The organism is Streptomyces sp. NPDC001443 (assembly GCF_053597355.1).
The window spans coordinates 78,625-98,200 of the sequence record NZ_JBSFIA010000001.1 but is presented as its reverse complement, the minus strand read 5'-3'; the positions used below and the strand labels follow the sequence as shown (position 1 = coordinate 98,200).

Sequence of the window (19,576 nt, the reverse complement as noted above, 5' to 3'; positions counted from 1 at the left end):
CACGGCCTCGGGACGCGGCCTCGAAACACCCCGCGCCTCTCACCTCCGCGCCCCCGCCGCCCGCGTCACCGCCGCAGGGCGGCCCCCATGGCGATCTCCACCGTCCAGGCCCCGGAAGCCGTGCGTCCCTCCACCGTCACGCGTACGTGTTCGCCCGGCACCGTGAAGCTCTCGCCCAGGCCCACCGGCGCGTCGGCGAGCGGCGGGTAGACCGAGCTCCCCCAGCAGTCGTCGCCGCGCGGGTGGGCGTCGATCACCTCGATGGGGCCCCGGCCCGACTCCGCGCCGCTGTGCACGCGGTAGACGAGGACGCCCGAGTTGCAGGCGGCCTTGTCGTTGCCGAGCGGGCCGCGCGCCTCGAAGGCGAGCGCGCTGTCGGCCCCGGTGCGCACCACCGCGAGCTTGGTGCCGCCCCCCAGTCCGAACGCCGGCGCCCCGGTGGCGCCGGGCACGGTGACGCCGGGGCCCGCGGCGAGCGGTTCGAGGGTCAGCCGGGTCGGCCCGGCCCCGCGTACGCACACCACCTGGCGCGGATCCAGCCACCCCAGTTTCCACTTGTGCCAGGCGAACAGGTCCGGGGCGAGCCCGAACTGGCTGCCCATCAGGTCCCAGTCGCCGACGTAGGTGTCCCAGTCGCCCTTGCCGTCCACCGGCCGGTGGTAGAGGTCCGGCAGGTCGAACACGTGGCCGGTCTCATGGGCGAGCACCAGCCGGTCCGGGGGGTGCTTCTCGAAGACGGTGACCACCCGGCGCAGGTCCGTGCCGTCCGCCCGCAGCGGGGTGTCGAGGTTGACCACCTTCGTGGCGTCCGAGTCCACGCCCGGCGCGTCGGGGTCGGCGACGAAGTAGACGATGTCGTAGCGCGAGAAGTCGACCTGCGGGTCGGCGGCGGCGAGCGCGTCCCGCAGATAGGAGGACCGGTCCGTGGTGTCCCAGTCGCGCCTTATCGCGTACGTGGTGGACGGCTTCGGCATCCGGATCCAGTGCCGCAGCGGATGCGGGCGGAGCGTGAACCTGCCGTAGGAGGCGCGGGCGAAGAACTGGCTGGTGGCCGGAAAGTGGTCGGCGGCGAGCTGGGCGGGGGTGGTCCGCGGGACCGAGTCCGGGAAGGACAGGAAGACCATCACCGCGTCCAGGGGGTGGGTCGGCCGCGGATAGGCGGAGTTCCAGGTGTCCAGGCCCTCCGAGTGGTGGGCGCCGGTGCGCCGCAGCGCGCAGGGCTCGACCGAGAACGGTTCGGCCACCGAGGTGCTGCCGAACAGCGAGGTCGCCGCGAGCGCCGACATCGTGGTGAACACGGCCGCGACACCGCGCAGTCGGGAGCGCGGCACCGCACGGCCGAGGCTCCTGAGAGCCCTGGGCCCAAGTCCCTTACGAAGCGGCCGACGCGGCAACGGGACCTCCGGATGCGGTTCACGGGACGACACCGCATCCAGCCTGCGTAGCTTTGCTGTCCTATGTCCTGTTTATCTGACCCGGATGAGTGAGCGGCCTCGGATCTGGGTACAGACGACACCCCCGAAGTACTCACGGAACGTCACAAGCGATCCGCCGCTCGAAGAAGCCGCCCAGGCGCGGGCAGAAACGATCTGTCAGAAAGGTCGCACCGTCAGGGACACTGGACAGTGGCTGGAAGGCCTTGGGACCACCCTCTATGATCGGCACACTTTGCTGCGCGGACAGAGATCGAGTGCACTGCGGGAGCGAGCGGTGAGCGGAACGTCCGAAGGGCCGACGCCCGCGGCAGACCTCGACCGGTCGGCCGTAACAGACAGTGATCTTGACGCGTCTCCTCGGAGCGTGTCCATCTACCGCTCCGTCTTCGCGACGGCGCCCCTGGCCATGGCCGTCGTCGACCGCGAGGGCATGGTCGTCGGCGCCAACGCCATGCTGGGCACCCTGCTCGGCAGCGACCCGGCGACGCTCCCCGGACGCTCCGCCGCCGACCTGGTGGACCTGCCCTCCGACACCCGCGCCTGGCACGCCTACCGCGAGGTGCTGCACGGCCGGCAGGCGAGGCTGCGCTGCACCCGCCGACTGAAGCATCCCGACGGCCGTGCGGTGTGGGTGCAGGTCACCGTCGCACCCCTGGCGGGCGGCGAACCCGGGGTCCTGCTCTCCGTCGCCGACATCAGTGACCGGCGTGAACTCCAGGCGAGACTGCGTCACTTGCAGATGCACGACCCGGTGACACGGCTGCCCAACCGGACCCTGTTCTTCGAGCGCCTGACGGCCGCGCTGGAGGCGGAGTCGTACGAGCGCAGCGGCACCGGACGGATCGGCCTGTGCTACCTGGACGTGGACGGCTTCAAGGCGGTCAACGACACCCTCGGCCACCGCGTCGGCGACCGGCTGCTGGCCGCCGTGGCCGAACGGCTGACCCGGGTCGCCGAGCAGGCCGGGCTGGCCAGGGCGGGCACCCCGCTGGTGGCCCGGCTCGGCGGCGACGAGTTCGCGCTGCTCGTCGAGGACTCCACCGGCACCGACCAGCTCGCCGAACTCGCCGAGTCCGTACTGACGGCCCTCCAGGCGCCCTTCGAACTGGCGGGCCGCAGACTGTCGTTGTCCGCCTCGATCGGCGTCGTGGAGCGGCACGCGGCCGGGACCACCGCCACCGGTCTGATGCAGGCCGCCGACACCACGCTGTACTGGGCGAAGGCCGACGGCAAGTCCCGCTGGACACTGTTCGATCCGGAGCGCAACGCCCATCGCATGACCCGGCAGGCCCTGGCCTCCGCGCTGCGACCCGCCATCGAGCGCGGCGAGTTCGTGCTGGAGTACCAGCCGCTGGTCGGCATGGAGGACGGCCGGCTGCACGGGGTCGAGGCCCTCGCGCGCTGGAACCACCCCCAGTTCGGCCTGCTGACGCCGAACCGGTTCATCGCGCTGGCCGAGGAGGACGGCTCGATCGTGCAGCTCGGCCGCTGGGCGCTGGCCACCTCCTGCCGGCAGGCCCGTCGCTGGCAGCTCGACCATCCGGACGAGCCGCCGATCTTCGTCAGCGTCAACGTGGCCGTCCGCCAGGTCTGGGACTCCGACCTGGTCGCGGATGTGGCGTCGGTGCTGACGGAGAGCGAACTAGCCCCGAGCCTGCTCCAGTTGGAGCTGACCGAATCGGCGGTGATGGGCTCCGCGGGCCGCCCGCTGCAAGCCCTCCAGGCGCTGAGCGACATGGGCGTGCGGATCGCCATCGACGACTTCGGGACCGGCTACTCCAATCTCGCCTACCTCAGCCGGCTGCCGGTGTCCGTACTGAAACTGGACGGTTCCTTCGTCCGGGGCTTCCAGTACGACGAGACCGGCGAGCGCCCGAACCCGGCGGACGAGGTGGTCGTGGAGGCGATGATCCAGCTCGCCCACCGGCTGGGCCTGACGGTCACCGCCGAGTGCGTGGAGACCCTCACCCAGGCCGCCCGGCTGCGGCACATCGGCTGCGACACCGGACAGGGCTGGCTGTACTCCCGCCCGGTGCCGCCGGACCGTATCTCAGAGCTGCTGGGGACGACGTCCTACGCGGTCGGCAACCCGTAGGCGTCCGCGATGAGTTCGTAGGAGCGCAGGCGCAGTTCACCGCGGTGGGCGTGCGAGGTGAGCATCAACTCGTCGGCGCCGGTGCGCTTCTGGAGGCCGTCCAGACCGGCGCGCACCTCGTCCGCCGTACCGTGCACGATGTTGCCCGCCCAGGAGTCGACGAACTCCTGCTCCAGCGGGCTGAACACATGGGCCTCGGCGTCCTCGGGAGCCGGGAAGAGGCCGGGCCGTCCGGAACGCAGCCGGATCATGTTCAGGGTGGTGGCCCGCACCTGCCGGCGGGCCACCTGCTCGTCGTCGGCGGCGAGCGCGGAGACCCCGATGAGGGCGTACGGCTCGTCGAGGACGGCGGACGGGCGGAACTGCTGCCGGTACAGGTCGAGCGCCGGGACGGTGTTCTGCGCCGAGAAGTGGTGCGCGAAGGCGAACGGCAGACCGAGCATGGCGGCCAGCCGGGCGCTGAAGCCGGACGAGCCCAGCAGCCAGACGGGCGGCCGGTGCGGGGACTGCACACCGCCGGGCGTACTGCCCTGGACCGGGCCCGGGATCGCGTGGATGCGGGCGTAGGGGTGCCCGTCGGGGAAGTCGTCGTCCAGGAAGCGCAGCAGCTCCGCGAGCTGCTGGGGGAAGTCGTCGGCGCCTTCGGAGAGGCCGTCGGTGCGGCGCAGGGCGGCCGCCGTGGCGCCGTCCGTGCCGGGGGCCCGGCCGAGGCCGAGGTCGATCCGGCCGGGGGCCATCGCCTCCAGCGTGCCGAACTGCTCGGCGATCACCAGCGGGGCGTGGTTGGGCAGCATGACGCCGCCCGAGCCGAGCCGGATGCGCTCGGTGTGGGCGGCGAGGTGGGCGAGGATCACCGCGGGCGACGAGGAGGCCACGCCGGGCATCGAGTGGTGCTCGGCGACCCAGTAGCGGTGGAAGCCGCGGGACTCCGCGAGCCGGGACAGCGCCACGCTGGTGCGCAGGGCGTCGGTGGCGGTGCTGCCCGCGCCGACGGTGACCAGGTCCAGCACGGACAGGGGGACGGGCGCGCTGCCCCGGGCCTCGGCCCGGATGCCGTGCGCCTCGTCGCGGGTGCCACGGGTGTCCGGTGCCTCGCCCGGGATCTCGTCTGCCGTCACGGTGGGTGCCTCCTGCTCTCGGCCCTGCGCTGTCCTCGGGCGAGCAACAGGAGACTGTCCCCGGTTATTCCCGGCCACGCGGTGCCGTACCGCCGCGCCCGGCGCTTCCCGGCCACGCCCGCCGCTCCCGACCGCGCGGGGCCGTTCCGCCGTTCCCGGCTGCGCCCGCCACCCCAGGCTGTTCCCAGCCGTGCCCGGCCGAGGCCGCCATTCCCCGGCTTCTCCCGGCCACGCCCACCGCTCCCGGCCCCACGGGGCCGCACCACCGCGCCCGGCGCTTCCGACCGCGCGGGGCCGTTCCGCCGTTCCCGGCCGCGCCCGGCCACACGGGCCCGCGCCACCGCGTCCGCCGCTCCGACCGCGCGGGACCGTACCGCCGTTCCCGGCTTCTCCCGGCCACGCCCGCCGCTCCCGGCCCCACGGGGCCGCACCACCGCGCCCGACCGCGCCCGCCCGCCCCAGGCCGCTCCCGGCCACGCGGGGCCGCACCGCCGCGCCCGCCGCGCCCGGCCGCTCGCGGTCGCATCCGCCGTGTCCGCCGCGTCCGCCGCTCCGGGAGCCCGTCCCGGGACCTGTTCCGGGACCCGTCCCGGGGCCCGTCCCGGGGCCCGTCCCGGGGCCTGTTCCGGGGTCGTCCGGCGGGGCGGGCTCACACCTGTACGAGTGGCTCCCGAGCGAACAGCGAGCCCAGCGCCGGAGCGTTCACTCGCCGGTCCGCCAGGCGCAGCGCCTCCCACACGGTGACCTGGCTCGCGGTGAGGACCGGCTTGCCGAGCTCCTTCTCCAGGGCGGGCAGGTGCGCGGCCGTGCGCAGGGCGGTGTCCGGCAGCAGCAGTGCCTCGGCGGACGGGTCGTCGGCCGCCCGGGCCAGCGCGAACAGCTCCGCCTCGCCCCACGCGCCCACCTCGGCGGCGGCGCCGGCGTCCGCGCCGTGGACCGCGACCACCTCCGCTCCCCCGGCCCGCAGGAAGTCCGCGAACAGTCCCGCCACGTCGTCCGGGTAGGTCGCCCCGACCGCGACCCGCCGCACCTCCACCTCGCGCAGCGCGTGCGCGAAGCCGAAGGAGGTCGCGGAGGCCGGGATCCCGGCCGCCCGGGCGAGAGCGCGCACCTGCTCTCGGGCGCCCTCCCAGCCGAGGACGAAGCTGCCGCCCGTACAGGCCCACACCACCGCCTCGGTCCCGGACAGCCGCAGCTCCGCGACGGCCGGCGCGAGCCGCTCCGGCGTGCCCATCGCCCGCAGCGCCTCCACCCGGTGCGATTCCTCGCCGGTCTCCGTGTGGATCACGTCCAGCCGGATGTCACTGCCCAGGAGCTGTTCGATGCGCGGGTAGTCGTCCTCGGCACTGTGGCCCGGGTAGAGGAATCCGAGTGCGGTCATGTCCAGCCTTCCTGCTGTTCTTCCGGCAGTACGGGCCGCTCGCGCGCCGAGATCTCCGGCAGCGCCCGATACGGCCCCACGGCTCGGGTACCCCGCCTGCGCGGCGCCGACCGGATCGTTACCTGGTTGGCCGACAGGACCGGTGCACGCCCGCACCCCCGTCCGGGGGACGGGCCAGGTCCGGGGACCCGTGCCGGGCGCCTTGCTCACCGTACGGAGGGACGGGGCAACAGACCGTGTACGCACCCGTGTTGACGCAGGTGGGTTCGAGTGCGAGCGTGGTCAATCCGCTCCTGCCGGACGCCGGGACGTGTTCCCGAAAGTCCCGTCCGCCCGGCGACGCCCGGCACGCACGCCCCAGGCCACCGCGAAGAACGGCTGCCCATGACCGTCCCCACGCTCCTCGTCCTCGACGCCGATCCCCCGCCCCGCCTGGGCCGTCTCACCGGCCGGGTCCGGATCGTGCGCGCCGACGCGGACACGCTCGCCGAGCGGCTGCCGGACGCCGACGTGCTGCTCGTGTGGGACTTCGCCTCCACGGCGGTACGGGCCGCGTGGCCGGGCGAGGGGCCCCGGCCACGCTGGGTGCACACGGCGAGCGCGGGGGTGGACCATCTGCTGTGCCCGGAGCTCGTGGCGTCGGACACCGTGGTGACGAACGCGCGGGGCATCTTCGAGCAGCCCATCGCCGAGTACGTCGCCGCCCTCGTCCTGGCGATGGCCAAGGACCTGCCGCGCACCCTGGAGCTGCAGGGCCGTCGCGAGTGGCGTCACCGGGAGGGTCAGCGGCTGGCCGGCACCCGTGCGTGCGTCGTCGGCTCGGGCCCCATCGGCCGGGCGATCGTGCGCACGCTGAAGGCGCTCGGGGTGACGACCGCGCTGGTCGGCCGGGTGCCGCGCACCGGCATCCACGGCCCCCAGGACCTGGACCGGCTGCTGGCCCGCGCCGACTGGGTGATCGCGGCGGCACCGCTGACCGAACAGACGCGCGGCATGTTCGACACCCGCCGCTTCGGTGTCATGCAGCCATCGGCCCGGTTCGTGAACGTCGGCCGCGGACAGCTGGTCGTGCAGGACGCGCTCGCGCAGGCGCTCGCCAAGCGCTGGATCGCGGGCGCCGCGCTGGACGTCTTCGAGGACGAACCCCTCGCCCCCGGGAGCCCGTTGTGGCAGGTGCCCGGGCTGATCGTGTCCCCGCACATGAGCGGCGACACGGTCGGCTGGCGGGACGAGCTCGGCGCGCAGTTCGTCGAGCTGTACGAACGCTGGGCGGCGGGCCGGGGCCTGCCGAACGTGGTCGACAAGAAGCGCGGGTACGTACCCGGGCACTGAACCCGGCCCGGCGGGCGGGCGGGCGCCGCCCGGGTGCGCCTTCGTGGGCGCCGGCGAGCGGAGCCGGTGCTGCTGCTCGACGAGGTGACCTCGGCACTCGACCCTGAGCTGGTGACGGGTGTCCTCGACCTGCTCCGGGACATCGCCCGCAGCACGGACATCACGATGCTGTGCGTGACCCACGAGATGAACTTCGCCCGGGACATATCCGACCAGGTACTGATGTTCGACGCGGGTCGCGTCATCGAGTCCGGGTCGCCGGAGAAGCTCTTCGGCGACCCCGATCACGCGCGCACCCGGGAGTTCCTCGGCGCGGTGCTGTGACCTCGGTTACCGACCAGGAAAGTTTTGGCGTGCAATTACAGGACGCGCACGAGTCATCACCCCAGGTCTTGTCGGGGTGACATGACCTGGGCATATGCCAGAGTGTCAGAGCCCCAGTTGAGGGGGCCACGTTCTCGCCAACAACCCCTTCCGGGACGCTTCTTGCCGGTTATCGTGGAGGGGATCCGCTGTCCGGATCACGGCCCAGGAAGCGACCGGGGGGATTCACCGTGGCGCTGAAGCAAGAGCCGACCGCGCCGTACCACTCGGCTCAGGACGCCCTGCGCGTGCTGGAGACGGTGGCGCGGCACTCCGCCGGTGTCACCGACACCCTGCTCGCCCGCGAGACCGGCCTGGGCCCGGAGCGACTGCCCGCGCTGCTGCGCATGCTGCGCCGCGAGGGCTACGTCGAGCAGGTCACCGACGGTGCGTACGTCACCGGGCACGCCCTCGCCCGCCTGGGTTCCACCCACGAGCGCGAGCAGGCCCTGCGCGAGAAACTCCAGCACACCCTCGACCGGCTGCGCGACTCCGTCGGCGCCGCCGTCTACATCAGCCGGTACGTAGACGGAGAGGTCAAGGTGACCCAGTACGCCGACAGCCCCGCGACCCCGGCGGTCAACGAGTGGGTCGACTTCCGTTTCTCCGCGCACGCCACCGCGGTGGGCAAGAGCCTTCTCGGCCAACTCGATCACAACGGCCGGCGCGACCATCTCGCCCGGCACAAGATGGCCCGTCTCACCTCGCGCACCATCACCAGCGACAAACTGCTGCTCTCCCATCTGGAGGCGCAGCCGCCCACGGTGCCGGTGCTCGACCTCCAGGAGTACGCGGTCGGCACGGTCTGCGCGGCCGTCCCGATCACCGCCGGGTCCTCGGTGGGCTGCCTCGCCGTGTCCCTCCCGCTGGAGCACGCGCACCGGCTCCGCCAGGCGGCGGACGCGCTGAACCGGAACGCGGCGCCGGTCCTGCTGTCACTGGCGATCTGAACCCGCCGGTCCGCGTGGTCACGAGCACCCCCGCGGACCAGGTAGTATTTTCTTCGTCGCCGGCCGCACAGCGCGGAAGGCGAGAGTCAGGCGCCGCTAGCTCAGTTGGTTAGAGCAGCTGACTCTTAATCAGCGGGTCCGGGGTTCGAGTCCCTGGCGGCGCACAGAAGAGGGGCTCTCCGCGAAAGCGGAGGGCCCCTCCGCTTTGAGCTCCCCGGCCATGCGCTCCTCCGCCATGGCCTCCTCGGACATGAGCCCCTCCCGCCCCCGTGCCCGGAACTCCGCCTCCAGCCCGGCCAGGTCCTCGGCGTCGAACCTGCGGTAGGCACGCGCGCCCGGCGGGCGCCACCACACCGGATCGGCACACCGGAAACCCGCCCGTCTGAGCCCCGCCCGGTGGACCTTGTTGGTGGCGGTCACCGGCATCCGCTCCACCACCCGCACGAACCGCGGCGCCATCTTCGTCCCCAGATCCGGCTGGGCCGCCAGGAACTCCAGGAAACCGGCCGGGTCGAAGTCCCCCGCGAGGGTCGCCATCACCTGGTCCCCGGCCACCGGATCGGGCACCGCGTACACGGCGACGGCCACGGCGCCCTCGTACCGGGCGAGGATGTTCTCGATCAGCGCGGCGGCGAGGTTCTCGCTGTCGACGCGCAACCGGTCGTCGGTCCGCCCCGCGAAGTAGAGGAAGCCGTCCGGGTCCCGGTAGAAGAGGTCGCCGGTCCAGTACCAGCCGCCGTCCCGGCGCCGCTCGCGCTCCGCCCCGGGGTTGCGCCAGTAGCCCTCGAACGGGTTCGGTCCGCGGTTGACCAGCTCGCCGATCGCCGCGTCCCCGTTGAGCAGCCGTCCGGCCGCGTCGAAGGCGGCGGGCGGGCACTCCGCGCGGGTCCGGGGGTCGAGGACGACGAGATCGCTTCCGCGCGCCGGCCTGCCGACCGCCCCGGACGGGGTCCCCGGCGTCCACTGGACCGCGGCCCCGCCCTCCGAGGAGCCGTACCCCTCCACCAGCCGGACCCCGAACCGCCGCTCGAAGGCGGCCGCGTCCACCGCGCCCGCCTCCGTCCCGAAGCCCAGCCGCAGCGGGTTGTCCCGGTCGTCCGGGCGGGCCTCGGTGGCCAGCAGGTACTGCACCGCCCGCCCCACGTACGTGAAGTAGGTCGCCCGGTAACGCCGTACGTCCGGCAGGAACCGCGACGCCGAGAAGCGGCGGCGCAGCGCCACCCCCGCCCCGGCCGCCAGCGCGGGCGCCCAGTCGGCGATCACCGCGTTGCCGTGGAACATCGGCATGCAGACGTAGTGCACGTCGTCCGGGCCCACCCCGAACTGCTCCACGAGCGAGCGGCCGGCGGCGGCCAGCCGGCCCTGGGAGCAGATCGCGGCCTTGGGCGCGCCGGTCGAGCCGGAGGTGAAGCAGAGCAGGACGCGGTCGGCCGGGGTGGCCCGGGAGGCGTCAGGCCGCGCGTCCGCGTAGGGGGCGAGCAGGTCGGCGTACTCCTCGGTGTCGGTCACCAGCAGGCGCACTCCGGGGAGTTCGAGTCCGTCGAGCAGGGGCAGGTGGGTCCGCTCGGTGACGACGACCCGGCATTCGGTGTGCCGGATGTCGCGAGCCAGCTCGGCCCCCCGGCGGGTGGGGTTGATGCCCGCGACGGCCGCCCGGGCCAGCGCGGCCGCGCCGAGCCACAGCGGGAACTCCGGGGTGTTGTCGAGCAGGACGCCCACGTGCGGTTCGGCGCCCCCGGACAGCAGCTCGGTCAGCAGCTCCGCCCGGGCCGCCGCCCCGGCCGCCGTCTCGTGGTGGGTCAGCACGTGCTCCTCGCACCACAGCCCGGGTCGGTGGTCCCCCCACCGCTCCGCGACGAGTTCGGCGACCGTGACCCTCGCGTTCCGCGTGGACTCCATGGACGCGCACGGTAGTTGACGCATCGTCAGAAGTGGAGGCCCGTGCGGGACGGACGGGTCGGCGCGCCATCGGGTCCGCTCAGAAGTCGGACGCGGAGACGGCCTCGGTGAACATCACCATGAATCCGACGCAGAGCCCGACGACCAGTCCGCAGAAGACCAGTACGCCGACGGCGGTCGCCGTCGCCGCCCGGCCCCGGTGCGGCGGTTGGGCCGTGGCGAACACCTCGCGGGGTCCGTCCTTGTAGTACACGGTGACGAAGTCGCCCTCCATGACGGTGGCCGGACCGTCCTCCTCCTCGAAGCGGACGGTGCGGCCGTCGAGCGCGGTGAACTCGTAGACGTGGTGCAGGGTCGTGCTCACGCTCGTGTCACCGCTGCCGCCGTGCACCGTGGTGAAGGTCCGCAGGCAGCGGGCCTCCGCGGTCAGCCCGCTCTTCCAGGCCGTCCGGAACCGCATCAGGCGACGCAGCGCGGTGTAGGCGATCAGGCACATCACGGCGATGATCAGGCCGGGTGCTGCGTAGAACATCATTTCCATGGGATCCCCCGATCTCCGGTCCGCCCTACCCCCCGGTAGGCGTGCCAGGAACCTACCCCCGGGCAGCGGCCGATCGGCTCAAGGGACGCTCAGAACTCACCGGGCCGAAGGGCGTCCGGCGGCGGATCCGCGCAGGACGGACCCGGGCGCGCCGGGACCGGTGGAACCGGCGCGCCCGGACCCCGCCCGTGGGGGGATCAGAAGGTGACGTCGGAGCAGGCGTAGAACGCGTTGGCCGTGTCCGCGATCGTCCACACCGCGACGATGACGTGGTGGCCGCTCAGCCCGGACGGCAGCGTGCCGCTGTGGGAGAGCGTGGACGGCGGGCGCTGGCCGTTGTAGGGCACCGTCAGGAACGGCGTGGTGGTGAGGTCGGCGCGGGTCAGGTTGTGGTTCTGGTTCCAGCCCGCCTTGGTGACGTAGTACCTGAAGTCGGTGGTGGCGTGCATGGCGGTGAACTGCCAGCGGAAGGTGTAGCTCTGTCCGCCGGTCACCTTGGTGGTCGGCCAGGCTCCGCCCGAGGGGGTCTTCGGGCCGTCGAGCTGGGCGAACCGCGTGTTGTTGCCCGAGCAGATCCGGCCGTCGGCCGGACCGGCGGCCGGGAAGCCCTTGGGGCCCTCGACGCTCTGCGGCTCCCACTGGATGTCGCCGCAGTTCGTGACCGTGCCGTTCGCGCAGAGCTTCTGCCTGCTGACGGGGAGGTCGGTGTAGCCGTGGCTGCTGGCGCCGCCGGCCGAGAGCACGAAGGCTCCGGTGGTGGCGAGGCCCACCACGGCGGCGTACCACTTGGTCCGTGTGCGCATACTGCCGCTCCTGGAGAACGTGGGGAGGTTCACTGAGGCGTGCAGGTCTAGACCAAGTCTCAGATTATTGCCGTCAATTGAACATGTCCATACCAATCACGGGCCTGCTTCCCCGCGGCCCGCGCAGAACGCCACCGTCAGGTCCTTCACCAGCGCCTTGCGCTCGTAGTCGTCCAGTTCGACCAGTCCGCGCATGGTCAGCCGGGTCACCGTGTCCTCCACCGAGTCGAGGACCGAGGTGAGCACGCTCGCCCGCTGCCGCGCGTCCAGCGCGGCGATCCGGCGGCGCTGCATCGCGGCGGCGACCTCCGGGGCGTACTCCACCCGCACCGGCCGGACCGAGAACACCTCCAGGCCGACCGCCCCCGCGTCCCGTGCCACCTGTCTGCCCAGCGCGTCGGCGGCCGCGTCCAGCGAGCCGTGCGCCGGGCCCGGCATCTCCACCGGCACCCGGGCCAGCGCCGCCTCCACGCACTCGCGCAGATACGTCTCGTGGTCCTCGACCGCGAGCGTGGCCCGCGCGGTGTCCCGCACCCGCCACACCACCAGCACCAGGACCCGCAGCGCGACCCCGTTGCCGTCGGCCGCCTGCATCGGCTCGCTGCGCCAGTGCCGCAGCCGCACGTCGACCCGGCGGCGCAGCAGCAGCGGGTTGACCCACGTCAGGCCGGTGCGCCGGACGGTCCCCCGGTAGCGGCCGAACTGGTCGAGCACCCAGGCCTGCCCGGTCCTGCCCCGGGCGAGACCGCCGAACCCGAGCAGTCCGAGCGCCACGGTCCCGGCGTACGCCGCCCACTGCGCCGGACCGAGCCCGGCACCCGCCGACGCGGGCAGCCACAGCGCCCGCGCGACCGGCACCGGCAGCGCACCCGTCCACCAGGAGACCACCGCGCAGCCGGCCGTCCCGCAGGCCCCGGCGAGCACGCCCAGCGCGCCGGGCAGCGCCCGCCCGCGGTGCTCCACCAGGTCGGGGTCGACCTGCGGCAGGCCGGGCGCGGTCGCGAGTCCGGGGCGCCGGAAACGCGGCTGCTCGCCGGTGCCCTGCCGGCGCCCCACCACCGCGGGCCCGACCGGTACGGACACCGGCTCCGGCTCGTCACGGAAGAGCAGATGGACGGGGATCTCGGTGGTCACCTCGTTCTGGATCAGCCGGACGGGCCTGGACTGCTCCTCGGCCGGACCCGGTCCGTCCTGCCCCTCGGCCCGGCCCGGCGCGTGCGGCCCCTCGGCCCGGCCCGGCGCGTACTGCCCCTCGGCCGGTCCCGGTCCGCCGGACTCGGGCGTCTGTGACGTGGTCGTACCGCTCATACGTGCCTCCAGCCTCCGCGCCAGATGCGTCACATCGGTGGGCGAGTAAGGGGTCCGCGCGTGGTCGTCGGTGGGGCCGCGCGTGGTCGCCGGTGGGCCGCTGGTGACCGCCGGGCCGCGGGCCGGGGGCGGGGGGTCGGGGCGAGGTCCGGCCCGCGGCCCGGCGGTCACGAGAAGATCCGGCGCCAGGTCTCGGGCCCGGGGTAGCCGTTCGCCGCGCCGCCCCGCCAGCCCTGGGCGCGCTGGAACGCCTCGACCGCCCGCCGGTCCGGCTCGCCCCAGCGCGGCCCCGGCCCGGCGGTGAGGTACTTGCCGAACCCCTTCCTCACCAACTGCCGGCCGAGCTGGGCGACGTACGCGTTGTCCGCGCCCGGCCGGAACATGCCCCGGCCCGGGTAGGCCGGGATCTCGACGGGACGCTCCGACGGGCCCGTCCCGGCCGTGATGTCCCGGCCCGCGCCGGCGGTCAGCAGTTCCCAGGTCCGCCGGCCGGGCCGCCCGTCCACGGCCGCGCCCGTCCAGCCCTGGGCGCGCTGGAACGCCTCGGTGGCCCTGCGGTCCGCGTCCGACCAGCGGGGGCCCGGACCGGTGGCGTAGTAGGCGGCCGCGCCCCGGCTCACGAGTATCCGGCCGAGCTGGGCGACGTACCTGTTGTTCGCGCCGGGACCGAAGTAGGCCGCTCCGGGGTACGGCGTCACCGCTTCGCGGGCGGCCGGCCGTCCGCCCGCCGTGATCAGTTTTCCGCCACTGCCGGCCGGCTTCGCGGCCGCCGCCGCAGGCGCGAGCCCCTTGTAGCGATAGGCGACGTACTTGTCGGAGTGGCTCCAGTAGGCGTAGGGAGTGCCCTGGCGGCGGGCGTGCGGCGGCGTCTGCTCATAGACGGTGTAATAGGTGTGCGTGTGGTCCGTCCAGCCACCGAAGATGACGACGTGCGAGCCTTTCTGCGGGTCCTTCACGTTGTGGAACAGCAGCATGTCGCCGGGCTGGACCGTCTTCTTCGTGACGCGCTCCCCGTACTGGTCCAGGCTGCCCGTCCATTCGTTTCCGGGCAGGTTCCAGGCCATGGAGACAAAACCCGAGCAGTCCTGCCGATAGCCGTCGGACCAATAGGCGAGCATGCTGTACGGCACTTTCGCGTCGATCCATTTCTTCGCCCGGTTGATGATCTCCGTACGGGTGGTCCCGGCCGTCTTGAGCCCGCCCGGCGCACCGCTCTGCCCACGGCCGGGACCGTGCAGCGGGGTCTTGCCGCCCTGCGGGGTGCCGGGCTCGTCACCTGCGGGGACGCCGGGCTCGTCACCTGCGGGGACGTCGGGCCGGGCGGGTCCGTGCGGGGCGGCGTGCGCGGGTGCCGCGGCCACCGCGCCGAACGCCGCGGACGCGGCGGAGGCGGCAGCCACGGCCAGGACGCGATGGACGGCCGGACGGCCGGCGGTGCGGGTGCGGGAAAAGGGCAGGACACGGCGCCACAGGGCGCAACCCGGGCAGTCGCAGTCGCTCGCGGGATCGAATTCCTCGAATACCGGAGTCCTCATGTGCGATTCCCCTCACACTCCAGGTGGGCCTGTCCGCGCGTGTACACGTAGATCAGTTTCCCAACTGTCTTCCGGGTGCGCATGTTGACGGTCCGAACGATGTACAGCGGCCGGCCGGAGGGGGCCGAAGGGCCGGGGCCGCTCCGGGGCGGCCGGGAGGCGGTCGGGAGGTGGTCGGAAGCACCTCCGCACGTCATGTAGAGTTAACGACGTCAGCAAGCGCCGCTAGCTCAGTTGGTTAGAGCAGCTGACTCTTAATCAGCGGGTCCGGGGTTCGAGTCCCTGGCGGCGCACAGACGGAAGAAGCCCCTCGCAGCAGCGAGGGGCTTCTTCGTTGTGTGGCCGGATAACACTCTCTCGCCATGGCAGCCCGAGACCTCCAGGAGCCGATCGAGAAGCTCGTCCTGCCGCCGGCGCCGGGACATCGTGCACGGTGCGCTCGGGGGATGCGATTCGAGCAGAAGCAGCCAGAAACAGCCGTAAGAAATCACTTCGGAAACATTCGCACCCGACTGTCCACAACTGATCCACAACTCCCCCACGGCTGCAACAATGAGCGCGTATGACCGGTAAACACCGCGTTTCGCGTCTTGCGATCAGGCCGGACGCCGTAGAACCCTGTTTCCCGGAATGCCGTCGATTGACGGCACTTGGGGGACAAGAAGCCGGTTGCCGTTGATGCGGGGAGAAGGAACCCGTTCACGGGGGTGTGTCCAGGGGGGCGCCCCGCAACCGGGAGTGCGCAGTTCCGTGTCCATGAGTTGTACGGCGACTGCGCCTCGCCACTGAAACACCTGTGCGGGCCGGGGGGTCCATGGCAGGTGTCAGAAACCGACAGGCACGCGCAGACCTGCGTGTTGTGGGGGGATGACTCATGACGTCGACGCCGACGGGCGCCCGGCACAATCCAGATCCGTCAGAGACGGTACAGCTGAGAGTGCCCACGCATCCGACCGGCCAGTTACGCCGGGCGAAGAGGACACTGCCGAGATACGACTACGAGCACTACAGCCGGCTGGCGGGTCCGCTGACCCAGCCCGACCCGGCCAAGCCGTACCGGGTGGAGTACCGCTCGCTGCTCTCGCAGGAGCCGCACCGGATCCGGGCCGCCCTGATGCTGGGCGCCGCGCCTCTGCTGTCCCTGGTCCTGCTGGGCTGGCTGCTGCGGCCGGAGCACTGGACCTCGCGTGACTACCCCGCCTACTCCTGGCTGCCGGCGCTCGACGTCGTCATGCTCGTCTCGATCGGCCTGATCGAGTTCTTCCGCTGCATGAACGTGCTGTCGAACGCGCACGCCACGCTGGTCGCCCGCGACCCGGTCCCGGTCGTGCCCGAGACCGGCACCAGAGTCGCCTTCCTGACCTCCTTCGTGCCCGGCAAGGAGCCGCTGGAGATGGTGACCCGGACCCTGGAGGCCGCCGTCCGGCTGCGCCACCGGGGACTGCTGCACGTATGGCTGCTCGACGAGGGCGACGACCCCGACGTCAAGGCGGTCTGCGCCCGGCTCGGCGTGCACCACTTCTCCCGCAAGGGCGTCGAGAAGTGGAACCGGCCCAAGGGACCGCACCGCGCGAAGACCAAGCACGGCAACTACAACGCCTGGCTGGAGGCGCACGGCGACGCGTACGACTACTTCGCCTCCGTCGACACCGACCACGTGCCGCTGCCCAACTACCTGGAGCGGATGCTCGGCTTCTTCCGCGACCCGGACGTCGGCTTCGTCATCGGCCCGCAGGTCTACGGCAACTACGACACGTTCGTCACCAAGGCCGCCGAGTCGCAGCAGTTCCTCTTCCACGCGCTCATCCAGCGCGCCGGCAACTTCTACGGCGCCCCGATGTTCGTCGGCACCTCCAACGCCGTACGCATCAGGACGCTGAAGCAGATCGGCGGCCTGTACGACTCGATCACCGAGGACATGGCGACCGGGTTCGAGATCCACCGGCACCGCAATCCGGCCACCGGGAAGAAATGGCGGTCGGTCTACACCCCCGACGTGCTCGCGGTCGGCGAGGGGCCGAACGCCTGGACGGACTTCTTCACCCAGCAGCTGCGCTGGTCCCGGGGCACCTACGAGACCATCCTCAAGCAGTACTGGAAGGGCTTCTTCTCGCTGCCGCCGGGCAAGCTCTTCAACTACACGATGATGATCATCTTCTATCCGATGTCGGCCCTGAACTGGATCCTCGCGGCACTGAGCTGCGCGCTGTTCCTGGGCCTGGGCGCCTCGGGCGTGGACATCGACCCGACCGCGTGGCTGATGCTCTACGGCAACGCCTCCGCGCTCCAGATCGGCCTGTACGTCTGGAACCGGCGGCACAACGTCTCCCCGCACGAGCCGGAGGGCTCCGGCGGGGTGGCGGGCATGGTGATGTCGGCGCTGTCCGCGCCGATCTACGCCCGCTCGCTGATGGACACGGTGCTGCGCCGCAAGAGCCGGTTCGTGGTGACGCCCAAGGGCGACTCGGCCAGTCCGGACACCCTGTTCGGGACCTTCCGTATCCATCTGTTCTTCATGGTGGTGTTCGCCGGGTCGATCACGGCCGGCTTCGCGCAGGGGCACGCCCACCCCGCGATGGTGGTCTGGGCCTCGCTCGCCCTGCTGATCACCGCGTCGCCGATCCTCGCCTGGCGGTACACGCTGCGCCGGACCGGGAAGCAGGCCGCCGGACCCGCCCCGGAGCCGCGGGACGCGGTCCCGCCGCAGGTCACCACGGCCGGGCCGGACGCGGCCCACGGCTCCCACGCGCCGCACGGACCGCACGGTCCGCACACCGCGCACGGCCCGGCGCCCCGGCCCGGCCGGGCCGCGTCGAGCGGGAGCGGCGACCAGACCATGCAGATAGCCCTGGGCGGACCCGGAGGTCGTGAGGAATGAGCGAGCGAGCCGGCCGACGGCGCGCACGGCGACTCGCGGTGGGAACGGCGGTGGTCCTCGCGCTGGCCGGGATGAACGGCCCGTGGATGTACCGCTTCGGGACCGAGAAGTACCACGAGTACGCGATCAACAGACCGCAGTACAAGGCCGACAACGGCCACTGGCAGATCGTGGAGTTCCCCGAGGAGTACCGCCAGGACACCATCCACGCCGTCCTGCTGCACACCGGCAAGGTCCTGCTCGTGGCGGGATCGGGCAACAACCAGGACAACTTCGACGCCAAGAAGTTCGACAGCCGCATCTGGGACCCGGTCAAGGGCACCGTCAAGAAGGTGCCCACGCCGAGCGACCTGTTCTGCACCGGCCACACCCAGCTCGCCGACGGCAGGATCCTGATCGCGGGCGGCACCAAGCGGTACGAGAAGCTGAAGGGCGACGTCACCAAGGCCGGCGGCCTGATGATCGTCCACAACGAGAACCCCGACCGGCCGATCACCCTGCACGCGGGCACCCGGTTCACCGGCAAGGAGAACCGCAAGACCTTCGTCTCCAAGGACCCGGTGCTCGTACCGCGCGCCAAGAAGGTGTTCGACCCGGCGACCGGCCGGTTCCTGCGCAACGATCCGGGTCTTGGCCGCATCTACGTCGAGGCGCAGAAACGCGGCTCGGCGTACGAGACCGGCACCCAGGACAACTATCTGGTCCAGGGCCTGACGGGGGTCGACGCCCGCAACACGTACGGCATCGCGCAGAAGCTCGCGCTCGACAAGAAGGACTTCCAGGGAATCCGGGACGCCTACGAGTTCGACCCGGTCGCCGAGAAGTACATCAAGGTCGACCCGATGAACGAGGCCCGCTGGTACCCGACGCTCACCACCCTGAGCGACGGGAAGATCCTCAGCGTCTCCGGCCTCGACGACATCGGCCAGCTGGTCCCGGGCAAGAACGAGATCTTCGACCCGGCGACCGGGAAGTGGACCTACACCTCGACGATCCGTCAGTTCCCGACGTATCCGGCGCTGTTCCTGATGCAGAACGGCAAGATCTTCTACTCGGGTTCCAACGCGGGCTACGGACCCGACAACGTCGGCCGGGACCCGGGCGTCTGGGACGTGGCCACCAACCGGTTCACCAAGCTGCCCGGACTGAGCGACCCCGACCGGCTGGAGACGTCGGGCACGGTGCTGCTGCCACCCGCGCAGGGCGAGCGGTTCATGGTGATCGGCGGTGGCGGGGTCGGCGAGTCCAAGCTGTCCAGCGACCGGACGCGGATCATCGACCTGAAGGACGCCCACCCTGCGTTCACGGACGGGCCGACCCTGGAGGAGGGCACCCGGTACCCGCAGTCCTCCGTGCTGCCGGACGACACCGTGCTGGTGTCGGGCGGCTCGCGGGACTACCGGGGGCGCGGCGACTCCGACATCCTCCAGGCCCGGATCTACCACCCGGACACCAACACCTTCGACCGGGTGGCCGACCCGCTGGTGGGCCGCAACTACCACTCGGGCTCGCTGCTGCTGCCCGACGGACGGGTGATGTTCTTCGGCTCGGACCCGCTGTACGGCGACAGGGCCGACACCAAGCCGGGCACGTTCGAGCAGCGCATCGAGATCTACACACCGCCCTACCTCTACCGGGACGCGCGGCCGTCGCTGTCCGGGGGCCCGCGGACGATCGCGCGCGGCGGCACGGGCACGTTCACCTCGCGGCACGCCGCCGCGATCAAGAAGGTACGGCTGATCCGGCCGAGCGCCTCGACCCATGTCACGGACGTCGACCAGCGGTCGGTGGCGCTGGACTTCACCGCCTCCGGCGACCGGATCACGGTGACCGTGCCCAAGAGCCGCAACCTGGTGCCGTCGGGCTGGTACATGCTGTTCGTGGACGACGACCGGGGCACGCCCAGCGAGGCGCAGTGGGTGAAGGTGCCCTAGCCG

Annotated in this window: 13 protein-coding genes, 2 tRNA genes and 1 pseudogene; 8 read left to right on the top strand and 8 right to left on the bottom strand. The window is 72.2% G+C overall.

Annotation, left to right across the window (positions count from 1 at the left end; all coding sequences use genetic code 11):
* Window positions 1–65: 65 nt before the first annotated feature.
* A complete protein-coding gene (locus tag ACWC24_RS00470) occupies window positions 66–1,286 on the bottom strand; it encodes a M6 family metalloprotease domain-containing protein (RefSeq protein WP_450661017.1) in 1,221 nt (406 codons plus the stop codon).
* A gap of 424 nt (window positions 1,287–1,710) precedes the next feature.
* Between ACWC24_RS00470 and ACWC24_RS00465 the strand changes: the two genes are divergently transcribed.
* The gene (locus ACWC24_RS00465; RefSeq protein ID WP_450660614.1) at window positions 1,711–3,531 is read left to right on the top strand and encodes a putative bifunctional diguanylate cyclase/phosphodiesterase; all 1,821 of its coding nucleotides are present in this window, start codon (window positions 1,711–1,713) and stop codon (window positions 3,529–3,531) included.
* On the opposite strand, the gene ACWC24_RS00460 is transcribed toward ACWC24_RS00465, so the two are convergent.
* Together ACWC24_RS00460 and ACWC24_RS00455 are read right to left on the bottom strand one after the other, a co-directional pair.
* A complete protein-coding gene (locus ACWC24_RS00460; protein ID WP_450660613.1) occupies window positions 3,510–4,649 on the bottom strand; it encodes an LLM class flavin-dependent oxidoreductase in 1,140 nt (379 codons plus the stop codon). The two genes, ACWC24_RS00465 and ACWC24_RS00460, sit on opposite strands and share 22 nt — an antisense overlap.
* Before the next feature lie 649 nt (window positions 4,650–5,298).
* Entirely contained in the window at window positions 5,299–6,030 is a 732-nt protein-coding gene (locus ACWC24_RS00455; RefSeq protein ID WP_450660612.1) for a maleate cis-trans isomerase family protein, read from the bottom strand.
* A gap of 384 nt (window positions 6,031–6,414) precedes the next feature.
* Here ACWC24_RS00455 and ACWC24_RS00450 point away from each other — a divergent pair, with 384 nt between their 5' ends.
* The 4 genes and pseudogenes from ACWC24_RS00450 (at window position 6,415) to ACWC24_RS00435 (ending at window position 8,839) form a co-directional block, all read left to right on the top strand.
* The gene (locus ACWC24_RS00450) at window positions 6,415–7,362 is read left to right on the top strand and encodes a D-2-hydroxyacid dehydrogenase (RefSeq protein WP_450660611.1); all 948 of its coding nucleotides are present in this window, start codon (window positions 6,415–6,417) and stop codon (window positions 7,360–7,362) included.
* 63 nt (window positions 7,363–7,425) lie between these two features.
* A pseudogene (locus tag ACWC24_RS00445) lies at window positions 7,426–7,686 on the top strand (L-cystine ABC transporter ATP-binding protein YecC); the annotation flags it as partial.
* Between the two features lie 230 nt (window positions 7,687–7,916).
* On the top strand, window positions 7,917–8,675 hold the full coding sequence (locus ACWC24_RS00440; RefSeq protein WP_450660610.1) for an IclR family transcriptional regulator: 759 nt from the start codon (window positions 7,917–7,919) through the stop codon (window positions 8,673–8,675).
* A 90-nt stretch (window positions 8,676–8,765) separates the two neighbouring features.
* Window positions 8,766–8,839: transfer RNA gene (locus tag ACWC24_RS00435), tRNA-Lys, on the top strand.
* Here the strand turns inward: ACWC24_RS00435 and ACWC24_RS00430 are convergent.
* The 5 genes from ACWC24_RS00430 to ACWC24_RS00410 form a co-directional block, all read right to left on the bottom strand.
* Window positions 8,805–10,574 (bottom strand): AMP-binding protein, encoded by a 1,770-nt coding sequence (locus ACWC24_RS00430; RefSeq protein ID WP_450660609.1) that lies wholly within the window; start codon window positions 10,572–10,574, stop codon window positions 8,805–8,807. The genes ACWC24_RS00435 and ACWC24_RS00430 overlap by 35 nt on opposite strands.
* A gap of 79 nt (window positions 10,575–10,653) precedes the next feature.
* Entirely contained in the window at window positions 10,654–11,109 is a 456-nt protein-coding gene (locus ACWC24_RS00425; RefSeq protein WP_450660608.1) for a DUF3592 domain-containing protein, read from the bottom strand.
* Between the two features lie 203 nt (window positions 11,110–11,312).
* Entirely contained in the window at window positions 11,313–11,918 is a 606-nt protein-coding gene (locus ACWC24_RS00420; protein WP_450660607.1) for a lytic polysaccharide monooxygenase auxiliary activity family 9 protein, read from the bottom strand.
* Window positions 11,919–12,014: 96 nt separating this feature from the next.
* A complete protein-coding gene (locus tag ACWC24_RS00415; RefSeq protein ID WP_450660606.1) occupies window positions 12,015–13,226 on the bottom strand; it encodes an SPFH domain-containing protein in 1,212 nt (403 codons plus the stop codon).
* A gap of 167 nt (window positions 13,227–13,393) precedes the next feature.
* The gene (locus ACWC24_RS00410) at window positions 13,394–14,761 is read right to left on the bottom strand and encodes a peptidoglycan-binding protein (protein WP_450660605.1); all 1,368 of its coding nucleotides are present in this window, start codon (window positions 14,759–14,761) and stop codon (window positions 13,394–13,396) included.
* A gap of 219 nt (window positions 14,762–14,980) precedes the next feature.
* Between ACWC24_RS00410 and ACWC24_RS00405 the strand changes: the two genes are divergently transcribed.
* The 3 genes from ACWC24_RS00405 to ACWC24_RS00395 all read left to right on the top strand — a co-directional run bounded on the left by ACWC24_RS00405 (window position 14,981) and on the right by ACWC24_RS00395 (window position 19,573).
* Window positions 14,981–15,054: transfer RNA gene (locus ACWC24_RS00405), tRNA-Lys, on the top strand.
* A 581-nt stretch (window positions 15,055–15,635) separates the two neighbouring features.
* Window positions 15,636–17,639 (top strand): glycosyltransferase family 2 protein, encoded by a 2,004-nt coding sequence (locus tag ACWC24_RS00400; RefSeq protein ID WP_450660604.1) that lies wholly within the window; start codon window positions 15,636–15,638, stop codon window positions 17,637–17,639.
* On the top strand, window positions 17,636–19,573 hold the full coding sequence (locus ACWC24_RS00395) for a galactose oxidase-like domain-containing protein (RefSeq protein WP_450660603.1): 1,938 nt from the start codon (window positions 17,636–17,638) through the stop codon (window positions 19,571–19,573). The genes ACWC24_RS00400 and ACWC24_RS00395 overlap by 4 nt, the downstream gene beginning before the upstream one ends.
* Window positions 19,574–19,576 lie beyond the last annotated feature (3 nt).

What these genes read in the sequence shown, in the direction of transcription:
- ACWC24_RS00470 (WP_450661017.1), bottom strand. Translation starts at nt 1,286, where the DNA reads ATGTCGGCGCTCGCGGCGACCTCGCTGTTCGGCAGCACCTCGGTGGCC.
- ACWC24_RS00410 (WP_450660605.1), bottom strand. Translation starts at nt 14,761, where the DNA reads ATGAGGACTCCGGTATTCGAGGAATTCGATCCCGCGAGCGACTGCGAC.
- ACWC24_RS00430 (WP_450660609.1), bottom strand. Translation starts at nt 10,574, where the DNA reads ATGGAGTCCACGCGGAACGCGAGGGTCACGGTCGCCGAACTCGTCGCG.
- ACWC24_RS00415 (WP_450660606.1), bottom strand. Translation starts at nt 13,226, where the DNA reads ATGAGCGGTACGACCACGTCACAGACGCCCGAGTCCGGCGGACCGGGA.
- ACWC24_RS00420 (WP_450660607.1), bottom strand. Translation starts at nt 11,918, where the DNA reads ATGCGCACACGGACCAAGTGGTACGCCGCCGTGGTGGGCCTCGCCACC.
- ACWC24_RS00455 (WP_450660612.1), bottom strand. Translation starts at nt 6,030, where the DNA reads ATGACCGCACTCGGATTCCTCTACCCGGGCCACAGTGCCGAGGACGAC.
- ACWC24_RS00400 (WP_450660604.1), top strand. Translation starts at nt 15,636, where the DNA reads ATGACGTCGACGCCGACGGGCGCCCGGCACAATCCAGATCCGTCAGAG.
- ACWC24_RS00395 (WP_450660603.1), top strand. Translation starts at nt 17,636, where the DNA reads ATGAGCGAGCGAGCCGGCCGACGGCGCGCACGGCGACTCGCGGTGGGA.
- ACWC24_RS00425 (WP_450660608.1), bottom strand. Translation starts at nt 11,109, where the DNA reads ATGATGTTCTACGCAGCACCCGGCCTGATCATCGCCGTGATGTGCCTG.
- ACWC24_RS00450 (WP_450660611.1), top strand. Translation starts at nt 6,415, where the DNA reads ATGACCGTCCCCACGCTCCTCGTCCTCGACGCCGATCCCCCGCCCCGC.